Genomic DNA, 14743 nt, shown 5'->3' on the forward strand with positions numbered 1-14743 from the left:
GCGGCGGGGCCCGCGGCCCCGGCCGGTCAGCTCCAGTACCGCAGGGGCTCGTCGGTCCCCTTGCAGGCGATGAACGCCGCCATGCCGACGCGGTGCCCGTCCCGGGCCGGGGTGACGGCGTGCAGCATCCGGGAGCTGAAGATGATCAGGTCGCCCGCCTGTGGGCGGATCACGTGGACCGGGGGTTCCACGGTCGCCGGATCCAGCCCCTCGACCTCCAGGATCGTGCGGGTCTCCGCGCTCGTGGGCTCGCGCCGCCAGAGCTGGAGGTCGCCGCCCTCCTCGGGCACCCGGAGATAGACGTTGGCGGCCAGTTGCTCGGTCACCCCCGCGATCTCCGGGGCGTCCGTCTCCTGCTCGATGCGGTCGTTGTGCGGAAGGAAGGCCGAGGTTGTCGGGTGGAACACCCGCAGCGCGCCGACGAAACACGGCCGGCCGCGCAGGCGGAGCAGGTCGGCGCCGGCCGGCCAGCATTCCTGGAGCAGCAGACGTACCTGGTCCACCGGGGACAGATACGGCGCGAACAGCGCGCGTACCTCGTGGATCGAGGGCAGCGCGGCATCGTGGTAACGGGCCGTCAGTTCGGGATTCCACGCCGTGTCGATGTGCGGCAGGTGCACGCGTCCCACCGTACTCGTCCATTTCTTGTGATAATTTCCCAGCGCTTTGTGCCGCACGGCTTTACGGGCCGCTTCCGCCGCGATCCGCCGGTCGCAGAAGCCGGGTACGTGAATGGCGGTGATCTCCCGGCGAGCCAGCCGCAGCAGGGAATCCCGGGTCAGTTCACGGGCGAAGTCACCTTCCGCGGCGGCACCCGCGACGCCTGCGCCGGGCCCGGAAACAGTCGAAGTCACATCGTCACACTCCACTCAGCGGTGCACAGCCGGGGACTCCGTCGGCCGTCCGGCACCACGCCGCACGGCCGCCCCTGCCCCGGCAACGGGAATACCGGGGTTGTGCGGGAGGATATGAGCACTGCCCCTGGCCTTTTTGCGCCCGATCGCCTGCACACCGCTTCCGGAAAACCGCGGGCACGTCCGGGACCAGGTTCTCCCGGCGCGCGGCCCGCCACACCGCGCTCACCGGCAGCCCGCCCCATCGGGGGAACCCGCGAACCGGCTCTGGACGAGTGCCGGTGGAACGACGTTCCGACAAACTGCGGAGATGAAGGAAAGCCCGGCCCGGTCCGTCCGGGGCCGGGCCGGTCCTCCTCAGCCGGTGCCGCTGGGCACCGCGCAGTCGGCCGGCTGGGGTTTCCTCTCCGGCCAGCCCAGCCCCACGAACGCCACCCGGCGGGTGCCCGGGTCGAGCTTCACGACGGCCACCGGTTTGTCGTAGGCGTTGCCCCCGTTGGTCAGGCAGATCCAGCCGCTCGTGCCCCGCACCCGGTACCGGGCCTCCAGCCGTGGCCACTGGGCGGCGACGCGTTCCCGTGTCGGCACCGCCGTGCCGACGGCCTGGGCGTTGGCCAGGAAGACGGCCGAGGCGATGGTGCGTACGCCGTCGTGGACCAGCATCGTGCGGGAGTCCTCCAGGGTCACCGGCCCGATGTCACCGCCGGGTTGCCGATCGATCAGGCGGCGGAGTTCCCGCAGCTCGCCCTGCGGCTCCGTCAGGTACGCCGGCCGGTCCCCGGCCGCCGGCGCCTTGCCGGTGTCCGCCCGCCGTTCCTTCTCCCAGGTGCGCAGGGACGCGTCCCAGGCGTCCGGGTGCCCCGGGGCCGCGTACTGCACGGTGATCGTGGCGCCCGCCCCGTCGTCGCCGCGCAGTGCCTCCCAGTCGCCCCGGCTCATGTACCGGTCCAGCGTCGCCGCACCCGATCCGCTGACGACGGTGTACTTCTTCCCGTGGCACGGGACCTCGGCCAGTTTCAGGGCGAACAGCCGCAGATGGGCCGGGCGCCCCGCGAAATAGACGACCCGCGCGTCGGACGCACAGATGTTGTGCCCTATCGTCGTGAAGTCGTTTCCGGTGTCGCCCAGGTCGTTGATGCCGGGCGAGGTGAACGGCTGGTCCTTCGGGCCGGGCGGTCCGGGTTCCGGCCGGCTGAACGCCTTGGCGAGCGACTCGTCGTAGATGTCGTTCGGGCGGAGGTCCTTGACCAGGACGGTTTCCGCGTCCCGGAGTCCGCCGTGGAAATTGGCGAGCGCGGCCGCCTGCTGCCGGTTGGTGGGAATGACCCGGGCCAGTCCCGGATACGGGAGCGAGCCGCTTCGGTCGTCGGGATTGGCGAGGTCATCGGCGCTGACCCTGCTGGCGAGCACCGGAATCCGCAGTGTGCCGGTCAGCCGGGCGACGGCCTTCTTCGTGTGGTCGAGGCTGAGGTTGAAGCCGGTGACGGCACGCAGGTTGTCGCGCGGGGAGTCCGCCATCGCCGCGAGCCGGTCCACCACCTTTTCCTGCTGCGCGTAATCGGCACCGGGATTGGCCAGCACCAGGCGCAGCAGCGGTTTGTTCTCCGAGCGGTTGGCCCGGTACTGCGCCAGATAAGCGCCCTGCAGTTCGCTGCGGAGCTGGGCGCTTTCAGCGTCGGTCTTCGGCTGCAACGGCAGCATCATCGCGATACTGACGATGTCCGATTCCCCGGCGATGCGCTTGTTCTCCCGGCCGATCGCGTCGGCCACCTGATGGATCTCCGGGGTCCCGAAGTCGTAACCGGAGCCGTTGACACCGATGCATTCACCGGCGCTCCGCTCGACTCCCTCGGCGCAGAATTCGGGGGCCCCGATCCGGCCCGGAATGATGACGGCGAGGGGAACGACCACGGCCAGTACGACGAGCACCGTGCAGGCCTTGCGGATCCAGGTGGCCCAGAACGTGTTGTACAGCCAGTTCAGCAACGCCGCACCCTCCCTTAGCCGATGTGTCTCGTGCAGGTGCACGGTCTGAGCGGCTGCTTGTTGGCGAGCCGGTCCCGCCAGTCGCGGGCCGTCTGCGTCAGCGTGCCGGCCCCGGCGGCGGGTTCCTCCCCCAGCCGTTCCAGCAGCTTGGGCAGGGCGTCGGCCACGGCCTCGTCGAGCGGTTCCGTCCGGTCCTCACAGAGCCGTACGGCGTGCAGCAGCCGGTCGATGCGCTTGTGCCGCACGTCACCGGTCACCTCTGCCTCGCCCAGTGCCCGCGCGATCCGGTCGTCGGTACGGCCGAGCAGCGGCGCCTCGGCGATGGCCAGGAGTTCGTCGCACCAGACCCGTGCGCTGCGGGTGAGGAAGGTGCGGTCGAGGTAGTCCGTGACCGCCTCGGCGTCGCCGACCGCCAGGTGGTGGTGCATGCCGTGCGCGGCGGCGGAGCCGAAGAGTTCGTCGGCCTCGTCGGCCTCCAGGGCGCGGTAGTGGTCCCGCAGCAGGGTGTGGTCGCCGAGCCAGGCCGCGCCGTTCGCGCGCAGCCGGTGCAGGCGCCGCATGAGCAGGCGGCGCAGGCCGAGGTCGCCGATGAAGTGCCGGGGGCAGTGCGGCCAGCCACTGTCCCGCAGCAGCTCGGCGATGCGGTAGGCGGACAGGCGCTCGTCCCGGCCCGCCTGCACCTCGTGCATCAGGGTCTGGGCGCACTCCGCGTCGTGGGCCACCGACAGGTGGCTGAGCAGGTCGAGCCAGTGCCCGCGCTGCTCCGGCGGGAGATCCTCCGGAGGCTGCCGGACGACGAGGTCGTCCAGCAGGAGGTCCGCGACCGGGCGTCCCTCCGCGTCCTCCCCGGCGCGCACCCGCGCCTCCAGCAGGGCCCAGTCGGTGTCCGCGCCGGGCTCCCGGAACGTCAGCGCCGCGGTCGCCTCGCCCAGCCGGGTCACGAACAGCGGGCGCCCGCCGCTCAGCCGGTGGATGCCGCTGTCGATGCGGAGCTGGGCGGCGTTGTCACCCAGCGCCCGCCGGACCTGGAGGCGGGCCGTCTCCCTGGACTGCTGGTCGCGCGTGAGCATCGGCATCCGGACCAGGAGGACGCCGCGCGACAGGGGCGTCAGACCGGGTACACCGCCGGAGGGACGGCTCCACCGCGGCAGGCCGCCGTCGGAGGGCCGCCAGCTGACGGGCGCGTCGTCGTCCGTACCCCCGGCGCCTCCGACGTGGTGCAGGAAGCGCCCGCCGTCCTCCCGCCGGGCGGTCGCCATGACCACCAGCCGGTCGTGATGCCCCCGCTCGCGGTCTTCCAGCACCGGTCTCAGCAGCCGTCTGCCGAGGGCGTTGTCCGCGTGGTCGAGCAGCAGGGCGGGCCGCCCGGCCCGGGACAGCCGGCCCAGCAGCGACACGTACGCGGCTTCGATGTCCTGCCGCAGCGCGCGGAAGAGAAAGCCCTCGGCGACCTCGCGTGCTTCACCGCCCTGCTGGAAGTGCGAGGCCAGCGAGTGCAGCCCCAGCTTCGGATGGCCGCCCGCGCCCGTGTACTCGCCGTAGCACGCCGCCAGCAGGGCTTTGCCCTCCTGGGAGGTGCGGGCGAGCAGTTCGTCGAGTACGGCGTTGATGAACGGTACGGCCCCCGGGTGGGCCACCAGCCCCGCGACGACGCCTACGTAGGCCCTGCCCGCCCGGTTCAGCACCCCCCGCCAGAAGGAGCCGCGCGGCAGCAGTTTGTCGTGCCGTTGCACCTCGCTGACCAGGGTGGCGGTGTCGGCGAGCGGATCGCTGGCCGCGACCGCCGCGAGGCCCGCGTACAGGCGCGGGGTGGCGACCGCTCCGCCGTCGCCCTGCCAGGCGCCGAACTGCTGGGCCACCTCGCGCAGCACCTCCGTCGGCACCGAGCGCGTCTGCGGGTGCTGCTCCGCCTGCTCCCGGTACACCGGGAGTCCGCAGTCGATGTGCGCCGTCGGTACGTGGCGGCCGAATTCGCCCCGTACACACCGCAGGAACCGGCCCTTGCCCGTGCCGGGCCCGCCGACGAGCAGAACGACGGGCAGGTCGGGACCGTGCAGCGGCTTGCGGTTGCGGCCCGCACGGGTCTTGCCGAGCAGCCTGGCCACCAAACCGTCGTCGTCGAGCAGCTTGTCGAATCCGAGATCGTCAGGCACGGGTCCCCCGATGTGTCACCGACCGTACCGCTGGTGATGCCACGTCAGGTTAGTGCAGAGGCCCGGCCTTCAGGGAGGGTTGCTCCCGGCCGAACCTCCGGCACGGCCGCCGCCGTCCGCTACTCCTCTTCGGTCTCTCCCGTGTCGCGGACACGGCCGGACAGCCGCTCGTACCGTTGTCGGGCCGCCTGCGGGGTGCCCAGCCCCAGCCCGAAGGCCACCTCGGGCCAGGTCATGCCGCGTCCGCGGGCCATCCGCAGCAGGCCGGCCTCCAGCTCGTCCAGCTCGCCGCGCACCAGCGGCAGCAGGCTCAACGCCGCGGTGATGTCCGCCCGGTCCACCTCCGGTTCGCCCTCTTCGAGCCGTGCCGCCCCGCTCATCAGGAACGCCACCAGCCGTACGGCCTCGTGCGGGCCGAGGACGGACGGATGCCGCTGCCGCGCCCGCTGTTCCTCGGTGGCCGCGTGCCGCTCCGCGACCCGGAACAGCGCCGCGTGCACCCGCTGCGCACGAGCCTGCTGCGCGTCCGGCAGCGGGAAGGGGTCCGTGTCGGGATGCTGTTCGGGCTGTTCGGGCTGTCCGGGCTGTTCGGAGGCCGATGTCATGGAGTCAGCATGGGACCGACACGAAAACACGTCAACGCTTTATTGTGAACGACTTGTTTGCCCGCGTTGATGCCGGCACGGTCGGCGCTGTCACGGAGTGGGCGGGCCGGGGCGCCGTCGTCACCGGCCTTCCGCCGCCGAACGACCCCGGCCCGCCTGGGGCCTCGTTCATCTTCCCCGAGGAACGAGGCGAGTCGATACTGCCCACCGCCCCGCGCCCCATGCGTACGACCGCGACGATCACCCGGTCGGCGCAGCCCGCCGAACTGCCCTGCTCCCGCCCTCAGGAGGCGGGTTCGGCCACTCCCGACACCTCGTGCCCGCCGCCCGCGTCCATGTCGCGTTGCCGGGCACCGGCGGCCAGGGCCGGAGCCGTCCGGAGCGTGAACCAGACGGTCTTGCCGACGGCGTCGGGGCGCGTGCCCCAGGCGTCGGCGAGGGCTTCGACGAGCATCAGGCCGCGGCCGTTCTCCTCGGCGGTGTCCGCGACCCGGGCCCGGGGCCGGGGCGTACTGCCGTCCACGACCTCCACGCCCAACTCCCGGGCGCTGTACCAGACGCGCAGCGTCAGCGGCCCCCGCGCGTGGCAGACGGCGTTGGTCAGCAGTTCCGACGACAGCAGCAGCGCCGTGTCGGCGAGCGTCGCCAGGCCCCACGCCCGCAGGGTACGGAGCAGGAAGCGGCGGCCTTCCGGGACCGAGGACGGCGTGCCGGGCAGGTCCACCGCCGCAGTGTCCAGCGGCGCGGCAGGGAAGCCGACCAACAGGAGGGTGACGTCGTCGGCGTACGTGGCGGTGTCCGGGAGCAGGGTGTGCAGGACGCGGTCGGCGGCCTCCTCCAGGTCCACCGTGGTGGTGAAGACCTCGCCCAGGGTGGCGGTGAGCAGGTCCAGTTGGGTCCCGATGTCGCTGCGCGGCGTCTCCACCAGGCCGTCGGTGTACAGGGCCAGCGTCGTACCGGCCCGCAGGGGCAGGCGGACCTCCTGATGCGGTACGCCGCCCACGCCGAGGGGGATGCCGGTCGGCACCGGCAGCGCGCCGACCGTCGCGTCCGGGGCGACGAGCCAGACCGGCAGGTGCCCGGCCGAGCAGGCGGTCACCTCGCCGAGCGCCGGGTCGGCTTCCAAGTAGGTGCAGGTGACGAATTGTTCCGGCAGCCCGCGGGTGAACGTGTCGAGCGTCTGGATCAGCTCGCACGGCGGCGTTCCGGCGAGCGCCAGCGCCCGGGCGGCGGAACGGAGCTGGCCCATGACCACGGCCGCGTCCAGGCCGCGCCCCATGACGTCCCCGATGATCACGCCGACCCGGCCGGCGCCCAGGTCGATCAGGTCGAGCCAGTCGCCGCCCACGCCCTGCCCCTGGGTGGAGGGGAGGTAGCGGGTGGCGGCGCGGGCTCCGGGGATCTGCTCGGAGGCACCCATCAGCCGCAGGGCCAGGGCGATGTGCCGCTGCTGCGCGTACAGTTCGGCGAGTTCCCGCTCGGCCTTCTTGCGGTCGGTGATGTTCCGCATGGTGGAGCAGGCGCCGGTGATGACGCTGTCCCGGTTGCGGATCGGCCACAGGGTCACGTCGACGTCCAGCATCCGGCCGTCGCCGGTGGCCCGGCGGGTCTCGTAGTGCTCGATCCGCTCGCCCCGGCCGATCCGCTCCAGCAGACCGGCCTCCTCGTCCTTCAGCTCCGGCGGGATCAGCAGCCCGATGTGCTGCCCCACCACCTCCCCGGCCAGGTAGCCGTACATCCGCTGCGCCGCCGTGTTCCAGAAGGTGATCTGGCCGTCGAGCCTCTTGATGAGGATCGCGTCCTGGGACGATTCCACCACCACCGCCAGCTCGTCGCTCCGCGCGTCCGCCTTCTTGCGGTCGGTGATGTCCCGGGTGATGGAACAGGCGGCGTGCACGACACCCCGCCGGGAGCGGACCGGCCACAGGGACACGTCCACGTCCAGCACCCGGCCGCCGCTCGTGACCCGCCGCGTCTTGTGGTGCTCGATCCGCTCACCCCGGCCGATCCGCTCCAGCAGACCGGCCTCCTCGTCCTTCAGACCCGGCGGGATCAGCAGCCCGATGTGCCGGCCGACCATCTCCTCGGCCCGGTACCCGTACAACCGCTGCGCCGCCGCGTTCCAGAACGTGACCTGCCCGTCCAGCGTCTTGGTCAGGATCGCGTCCTGCGAACACTCCACCAGCCCCCGGAACAGCTCCTGCTCGCCCGCGCCGTTCCGCGGGGCCTCCACTGCCGTCATCCGTGCCTCACTTCATGACGCATCGACGCCCCGGGCAACGAGAGTGACGACCTCCCGTCACGGCACCCGCAGTCGGCCCGAGTACGCCCCGCCGCCGTGTCCCGCAAACCCTTGCCTGCGAGAGTGCGGATATTGGAGCATGCGCCGTCCAGCGCCATCAGCTTTGTTCGCTTTTGGACAACACTGGACTGCACCTTTCTGCTTTCCCGCCCGGTTGCGCTGGAAATCGTGAGGCAGTCGCACAGCGCAGCCGGACGGCCACCGTCAGCCGGGGAAACGGCAGCGGCCCGGGAGACGGTAGATGTTCTCCGCCCGGATGCCCTCGAAGTCCTCGACGAGGTTGAAGGAGACGCGCTCCCCCGTCGTCAGGGTGCGGGCCGGTTCGTCCCCCTGGATCGCCGAACGGTAGGCGAGGACGTCCGGTCCTCCGCCGGTCTGGGCGACCAGGCCGGCACCTCGTTCGTGGTCGAACCACTTGACGACGCCATGGGGCACAGCAATCACCTCTGTCGGGTGGAGCGGGCGGGACATCCCACGGGTGCCCTCTCACCGGTGGTTAAGGGGGCGCATTCGCGGGCGCACGTAGCTCGGGCCCGGCGCCCGGCACGGCCCGCACCCAGGCGCACGCCGTCCTGGCGCCGGAGTCTGTGCCGGAGCCCGGCCGCCGCAGCGCGGCGATGTCCGTACCGCCCACGGTCCGCAACACCCCCGGCGTATGAACAGACTGTGTGAACTACTGCGACAAAGGGGAAATAGCTGTCAGGGACGGGGCGTTGCGTGAGTGGTTGCGGCTGCGGCCGGGGCAGCGGTGGACGCGACGCCGTGAGACGTCACGGAGGAAAGCGCGAGACGTCACGGAGGAAAGGCGGAACCCGGTGCAGAGCACGCCGCAGTCGTCCGACGGTATCCCGCGCCGCCCCGGCACCCGCCCCCCTCGATCGAACTGCCCTTGCCGCCGCCGGGCACCATGGGACCGCCCGCGGAGTACGTCCGGCTGCGCCGGGAGTGCCCCGTGGCGCGGCTGCGCGACGAGGACACGCCAAGCTGGTTCCTGACCCGGTACGACGACGTCCGGGCGGTCATCGGGGACGCGCGGCTGATCAGGCCGACCATCAACGGCTGGTCCTTCCAGCCGGAGCAGGACCGGCCGGACGGCCCGGAACTGATCACGATGATGGAGATGGAGGGCCCGCGGCGCAGGGCCCTGTCCGAGGCGTTCAACGCCCGGTCCGTGCGGCGCCGTCTGCCGCGGCTCCGCGCGGACGCCGAGCGGTTGCTGGACACGTTCACCGACGGGGGCCCGCCCGCCGATCTGGTCGCCGGGTACACCGAGCCGTTCCCGCTCCTGGTGATGTGCGAGTCGGTGGGCATTCCGTACGAGGACCGCGACTACTACCTCCCCCTGGCGGACGTGGCACTGGGAGCGCTGCTCACCCTGGCGGAGGCGCGGCGGGTCACCCCGCTGCTGCGGGACTACGTCCGGTCGTTGATCGTCCGAAAGCGGCGGGAGCCCGCCGGCGACATCCTCAGTGATCTGGTCCGCCGGTGTGACCACGGTGAGCTGGACGAGGAGAGCGTGCTGGGCTTCGGGCTGTCGATGCTCGTCGCCGGTTACCGGACCACGACCATGTTCCTGTCCGACGCCGTCGTGGCGCTGCTGGCCGAGCCGGAACAGTACGCCCGCCTGCGGGACGACCGCGCTCTGCTGCCCAGTGCGGTGGAGGAGTTCCTGCGCTACGTACCGGTGATGAACGGTGTGGTGGTGCTGCAGGCCGTCGAGGACTTCGAAGTGGGCGGGCAGACGATCCGGGCGGGGGACGCGGTCCTTCCGGCGCTGGGCCTCCGCCAACCTCGACGAGACCGTGTTCACCGCTCCGGAGCGGCTCGACCTGGGCCGGCGGCCGAACCCGCACCTCACGTTCGGCCGGGGCGCGCACAACTGCATCGGCGCGCACCTGGCGCGTGCGGAGCTGACCGTGGGCCTGGAAGCGCTGCTGGACCGCTTCCCGCACCTGCACCTGGCGGCGGGACAGAGCCCCACCTGGGACGACACATCCCCCGCCAAGTCGCCGCTCACCCTGCCGGTCGACTGGTGACGTCCCCGCCGGCGCGGGCGCGCCGCCTCCCGCCCGCCTCGGCCGGTCAGGCCACGCCCGCCGCGTCGAGCAGTGCGGCCGCCGTGGTCACGGCCAGCCCGGCCAGGCTCTCCACCCGTGCCCCGGCGCGCGCGCTCGCGCCGTCGAAGACCAGGGTCAGTTGACGCGCCAGCAGTTCGGGGTCGCGCGCCCCGCCCCGCTCGGCCTCGGCACGGAAGGCGTCGGTCAGATGCCGCTTCACTTCCTCGGCGACGATGCTCGCCGGGTGTCCGGGGTCCTTGAGTTCGACCTGTGCGGCCAGGAAGGGGCAGCCCCGGTAGTCGGCCGTCTCCGCCAGCTTTTCGAGCCGTTCGAAGACGTACAGGATGCGTGTGCGCGGCGGGCCCGCTTCGACGGTACGCAGGGCGAGCTGTTCCTCGTAGGCGGGGGCGCGCCGCCGCAGACTGGCCGCGAAGACCTCGTCCTTGCTGTCGAAGAGCTGGTACATCGAGCGCTTGGAGACCCCGGCCGTCCTGCACAGGGCCTCGACCCCGATGGAGGCGCCCTCGCGGTAGAAGAGTTCGGCCGCCGCGTCGAGCAGCCGGTCCCGGGTGGACGCTGTGCCGGTACTGGACATACGAGGAGAGTACCGCGTCGGTCGCGCCGACCGTGCCGCGTGGAAACTGACCGGTATACCCCCGAGTACAGCACCAGGGCTTCCGACGGTCTACGGTTCTCCTGAGGAAACCGATCGGTTTCCTCCGCTGGACGACAGGCGACGGCGTCAGCCGACGCCCCGAGCTGCCGGAGGACACGTGACCGTCACCGTCAAGCACCGCTCCGTGGAAGTCAACGGAGTCACACTGCACATCGCCGAGCAGGGCGAGGGGCCGCTGGTCCTGCTGCTGCACGGGTTCCCGGAGAGCTGGTACTCCTGGCGCCACCAGTTCGGCCCGCTCGCCGCGGCCGGATACCGGGTGGTGGCGCCGGACCAGCGCGGCTACGCCCGCAGCGAGCAGCCCGACGACCCCGACGCGTACAGCCTGCTGCACCTGGCCGGCGACGTGATCGCCCTGATCCACGCCCTCGGCGAGGAACGGGCCGTCGTCGTCGGCCACGACTGGGGCGCGCCCGTCGCCTGGGTGACGGCCATGCTCCGCCCGGATGTCGTACGGGCCGTGGCAGGGCTCAGCGTGCCGCCCATCCTGCCCGCGGGCATGGCACCGCCGGAGGTCACGCGGCGGCTCTACGGAGACGGCTTCTACCAGTGCTACTTCCAGCAGCCGGGCGTCGCCGACGCGGAGCTGGCACGGGACCCGGCCTCGACGTTCCGCCGCATCCTGGCCAGCGGCTCGGGCGACAACCCCGCCACCACCGCTCCGCGCCCCTGGATCGTTCCCGACGGCGTGACCCTCATCGACTCGGTCCCCGAACCGGAGCGACTGCCCGCCTGGCTCACCCCGGACGACATCGACGCGTTCGTCCGCGACTACGCGGGCCACGGGGAGCGGGCGTTCACCGGCCCCCTCAACTGGTACCGGAACATCGGACGGAACAACGAGCTGCTGGCCGCTTTCCGGGGCCGCGGCATCGACCAGCCCGCGCTGTACGTCGGCGGGGACCGCGACATGGTGATGTCGCTGCACGGCATCGGCGAACTCCTCGCCTCGCTCAAGACGGTCGCGCCGAAGCTGCACCGCAGCATCACCCTCCCCGGCTGCGGACACTGGACCCAGCAGGAACGGCCCGCCGAAGTCAACGCCGCGCTGCTCGACTTCCTGGGCCACCTGCCCGGCCCGTCACCGGTCCAGGGCTGACGTCACCCGCTGTCCGGCCGGGTAGTTCCGCCGCCCGTCCGCGCGTCACCCACGGTCCGTTCGCGTCGGCTGAGCCGGCCGCGTCGCACCGTGGACACAGTGCGCGCGGCCGGCGGCGGGGCTCGCCCTCCGCTGCACGGCACAGCCCGGCCTTCTCCCGGGCCCGCCAGGAAGCCCGGCTGGCGACCGGTACGGGGATCAGGGCGGCCGGGGCGTACGGGTGGTCGCGCCAGGTCGCCCGGAGGGGGCCGGTTCATGCGCGGACCGTGTCCCCGCCCCCTCTGTCCCGGATCGCCGATGAGGTGGTCGAGAGCCGTCGTCTCGCCGGTCACCTCGGTGACGGCGGCCAACTCGTCCCAGTGGTCGGGGCAGTCGGCGAACCGGGACCGCTGGACCAGGCCCAGGGCCGGTCGTCGAGGAGGACGAGCAGGTCCTCCGCGAGCTCCTCGTCCCTGGTCACCGGGCAGAAGTCGCGCGCCCCCCGCCGAGGTGTCGCGGTTCGCCACCGGGCCACGTGCAGCTGCGCCGGTCAGTTCCGCAGGAGCGGGAAGTCCGCTTCGGTGACCCGACGCCATGTGATCATCCGCCGGGCCCCTTCGCCCGGCCCAGCTTCTCCTCCATCCAGGCCACGCCGAAGGCCACCACGTCACGGGCTTCGAAGAGATGGCTGTCGGCCGCCCCCACCGTCCCCCTGCGTCCGATGCCCGCGGCGCGCATGTCCCGCCCGATGATGTCGAACGCTTCCGTTCCCTCGGGCACGAGGGCGGAGTAGTCGAACGCCCCGTCCTCCGAGTCGATGTCGTGGAACCGCCGCCAGACCCGCTCCCCGTCGACGAGGATCGGCTGCTCGTAGTCCACGAACCGCTTGCCGGGCGCTTCGGCCAGGGCCTCGGCGTGGTGCAGGAGCGTGAGAGCGTCCAGCGGGGCGCCCAGCAGAAGCACCCGGCCGCCCGTCGCGACCAGCCGCGCCAGCGGGCTGTCGGCGCCGTGCGGGTCGTCCCACGGGTGGTCGGCCATCAACGCGGCGGCCGCCGCGCCGAGCGCCGCGAAGCTCGCGTCGGGGTGGCGGCTGCGGACGGCTCCGGGCATGCGGCGCAGCGCTTCCGGAAGGCGCCCGTTGTTGTGGTCCGCCTCGCTCAGCACGGGGTCGTACGCCGGGTGTTCGGCCCTCAGGGCGTCCTGCCAGGCCTGCGGCCAGGTGGTGAAGTCGTACGGCGGGGCGTCGTTCCAGCCGCAGGTCACCATCAGGGTTCCCCGCTCGCCCACGACGTCGCGGAGGGCGCCGATGACCGTCTCCGGCCCGCCTGCCACGTAGCCGACGGCGGACATCCGCGTATGGAACATCACGGTGTCACCTTCGCCGAGGCCGAGCGCGGTCAGGTCCCGGGCGAGGCGGGCCCGGGTGACCGGGCCGTCGGAGCGCTTGAGCAAGGCGAGTTCGTCCATGGACGGGAAGGTAGCCGTCCCCCACGGTCCGCGGCACCGCATTTCCGCGTCCGCCCCCGGCCGTCCCGGCACGCCGGTCAGTCACCGGACCGCCCGTCCGCGGACGCCTCTCTCCCTTCGCCGCCCCCTTCCCCGTCCCCTCCCTCCGTGTCGGCCCGGGGCAGCACCACGACACCCCACGTGACCATGACCGCTCCGAGCCCTTCGAGGATCAGCCACCAGCCGGTGCGGACCCGCTCCCCGTACACCACGATCCCGAGGGCCAGACTGACCAGCGCCTCACCCAGGGTGAGTGCGGGCTGCGACGCCACCAGCGGGCCGGACTCCATGGCGTTGGCCAGCAGGAACAGTGCGCACGCGCCCGCCGCCACGAAGGCGTACGTCTGCCAGCCGGCGAAGAACGCGCCGGGCCCGTGCCGGTCGAAGGTGTCGGTCGCCGCCTTCATCAGCGTCGCGGTCAGGGCGTAACCGATCGCGGAGGCGGAGCTGAACAGGGCCGCACGGGCCTTGCCCCGGGGCCTCGGCAGGGCGGCCAGCACGCAGGCGGCCATGACGCCCCCGGAGACGAGCAGCGTCAGCACCCACTTCCCGACGGGCACCTCGGTGCTGCCGCCGGACGGGGCGGCCGCGGCCAGCCCCAGACCGAGGCCGGCGGCCACCATGACCGAGGCCGCCCAGCCGATCGCGGGCAACCGCCGCCGCGCCACCGCACTGGCGACGAGCAGCGTGAACGGCAGCTCGGTGACGAGGATGGGCTGCACCAGCGACAGCGAACCCAGTGTCAGCGCCAGGGCCTGGCACGCCGCGGCGCCGACGATGACGGCGATCCCGCCCAGCCACGCCGGGCTGCGCAACAGGTGCCGGAACAGCCGGACGCTGAAAGCGTCGCCCGGCGGCACCTTGCGGGCCGCGATCCGCTGGAGCACGGTACCGGTGGCGTTGGCCACGGCCGTCAACAGGGCGAACAGCGCGGAGAGCACAGCTGTCACGGAGGGCTCCTGTTGTCCGGCGCGGGCGGTCACCGGCCGCCGCTGCCCCCACGGTGCCAGACCCGCCGCCCGGCCCGGTACCGCGCCACCGCGAGCCCCGGGTCCGCGCCGCCACGCCCACCGGACGGCCCCACCCGCCCAGCCCGCTGCGGTCTCCGCCACTAGCGACCTGACCTGCAATTATGTGGCCCTTGGGGGCCATCCGGGCAGTTGTGTTGCGCCGGCCGGGGGGTTTCGCCGGTGAATCACCCGTTCGCGGCTTTTTGCGGCTTGATACTTGCTGTGAGGCTGGAAGGACTCATGGTGACCGTCCCCACCACCGAGGAGAGAACTCCATGATTCTGTCCATCTCCGGCGTCGTTCTGCTCGGCATCATCGTTTTCCTGTTCTTCCGCAAGGACGGGCTCAAGGTGTCCCACGCCCTGGTCTGCGCCCTGTTCGGTTTCTACCTCGCGGGCTCCGCGATCGCCCCGAGCATCAAGGCCGGCGGGGCGAGCCTGGCCAACCTCCTGGGCGGCATCAAGCTCTGACCTCCGGTCCGCTCCCCCGCGCCCGTCCGGCGGGCGGCGCCCGGCC

General features: G+C 72.4%; 12 protein-coding genes. 3 read left to right on the forward strand and 9 right to left on the reverse strand.

Annotated elements, in window-relative coordinates; all coding sequences use genetic code 11:
- Positions 1-26 precede the first annotated feature (26 nt).
- From AB0A97_RS24625 to AB0A97_RS24650, 6 genes are all read right to left on the reverse strand, one after another.
- A complete protein-coding gene (locus AB0A97_RS24625; RefSeq protein WP_361153709.1) occupies positions 27-854 on the reverse strand; it encodes a 2OG-Fe(II) oxygenase in 828 nt (275 codons plus the stop codon).
- A 357-nt stretch (positions 855-1211) separates the two neighbouring features.
- Positions 1212-2840, reverse strand: coding sequence for an ABC transporter substrate-binding protein (locus AB0A97_RS24630; RefSeq protein WP_361153711.1), 1629 nt, complete (start codon positions 2838-2840; stop codon positions 1212-1214).
- Between the two features lie 14 nt (positions 2841-2854).
- A complete protein-coding gene (locus tag AB0A97_RS24635) occupies positions 2855-4993 on the reverse strand; it encodes a hypothetical protein (RefSeq protein WP_361153713.1) in 2139 nt (712 codons plus the stop codon).
- A 119-nt stretch (positions 4994-5112) separates the two neighbouring features.
- Positions 5113-5598, reverse strand: a complete 486-nt coding sequence (locus AB0A97_RS24640) for a DNA-binding protein (protein WP_361153715.1) — start codon at positions 5596-5598, stop codon at positions 5113-5115.
- 283 nt (positions 5599-5881) lie between these two features.
- A complete protein-coding gene (locus tag AB0A97_RS24645) occupies positions 5882-7840 on the reverse strand; it encodes a PAS domain S-box protein (RefSeq protein WP_361153718.1) in 1959 nt (652 codons plus the stop codon).
- A 264-nt stretch (positions 7841-8104) separates the two neighbouring features.
- Positions 8105-8335 carry a cold shock domain-containing protein gene (locus AB0A97_RS24650; RefSeq protein WP_361153720.1) on the reverse strand — a complete coding sequence of 77 codons (231 nt, stop codon included), beginning with the start codon at positions 8333-8335 and terminating at the stop codon, positions 8105-8107.
- 1367 nt (positions 8336-9702) lie between these two features.
- Between AB0A97_RS24650 and AB0A97_RS24655 the strand changes: the two genes are divergently transcribed.
- The gene (locus tag AB0A97_RS24655; protein ID WP_361153723.1) at positions 9703-9936 is read left to right on the forward strand and encodes a cytochrome P450; all 234 of its coding nucleotides are present in this window, start codon (positions 9703-9705) and stop codon (positions 9934-9936) included.
- 46 nt (positions 9937-9982) lie between these two features.
- Here the strand turns inward: AB0A97_RS24655 and AB0A97_RS24660 are convergent, their stop codons facing one another.
- A complete protein-coding gene (locus tag AB0A97_RS24660) occupies positions 9983-10552 on the reverse strand; it encodes a TetR/AcrR family transcriptional regulator (protein ID WP_361153726.1) in 570 nt (189 codons plus the stop codon).
- Between the two features lie 178 nt (positions 10553-10730).
- Here AB0A97_RS24660 and AB0A97_RS24665 point away from each other — a divergent pair, with 178 nt between their 5' ends.
- Entirely contained in the window at positions 10731-11732 is a 1002-nt protein-coding gene (locus AB0A97_RS24665; RefSeq protein ID WP_361153729.1) for an alpha/beta hydrolase, read from the forward strand.
- 579 nt (positions 11733-12311) lie between these two features.
- Here AB0A97_RS24665 and aac(3) read toward each other — a convergent pair.
- Entirely contained in the window at positions 12312-13178 is an 867-nt protein-coding gene (gene aac(3), locus AB0A97_RS24670; RefSeq protein WP_361153732.1) for an aminoglycoside 3-N-acetyltransferase, read from the reverse strand.
- Between the two features lie 77 nt (positions 13179-13255).
- Entirely contained in the window at positions 13256-14167 is a 912-nt protein-coding gene (locus tag AB0A97_RS24675) for a DMT family transporter (RefSeq protein ID WP_361153734.1), read from the reverse strand.
- A 335-nt stretch (positions 14168-14502) separates the two neighbouring features.
- On the opposite strand from AB0A97_RS24675, the gene AB0A97_RS24680 reads away from it, so the two are divergent.
- Positions 14503-14697 (forward strand): hypothetical protein, encoded by a 195-nt coding sequence (locus AB0A97_RS24680; RefSeq protein ID WP_030019622.1) that lies wholly within the window; start codon positions 14503-14505, stop codon positions 14695-14697.
- The last annotated feature ends 46 nt before the right edge of the window (positions 14698-14743 follow it).

Origin of the sequence: Streptomyces sp. NPDC045470 (genome assembly GCF_040646595.1) — a bacterium.
Lineage (GTDB): Bacteria > Actinomycetota > Actinomycetes > Streptomycetales > Streptomycetaceae > Streptomyces.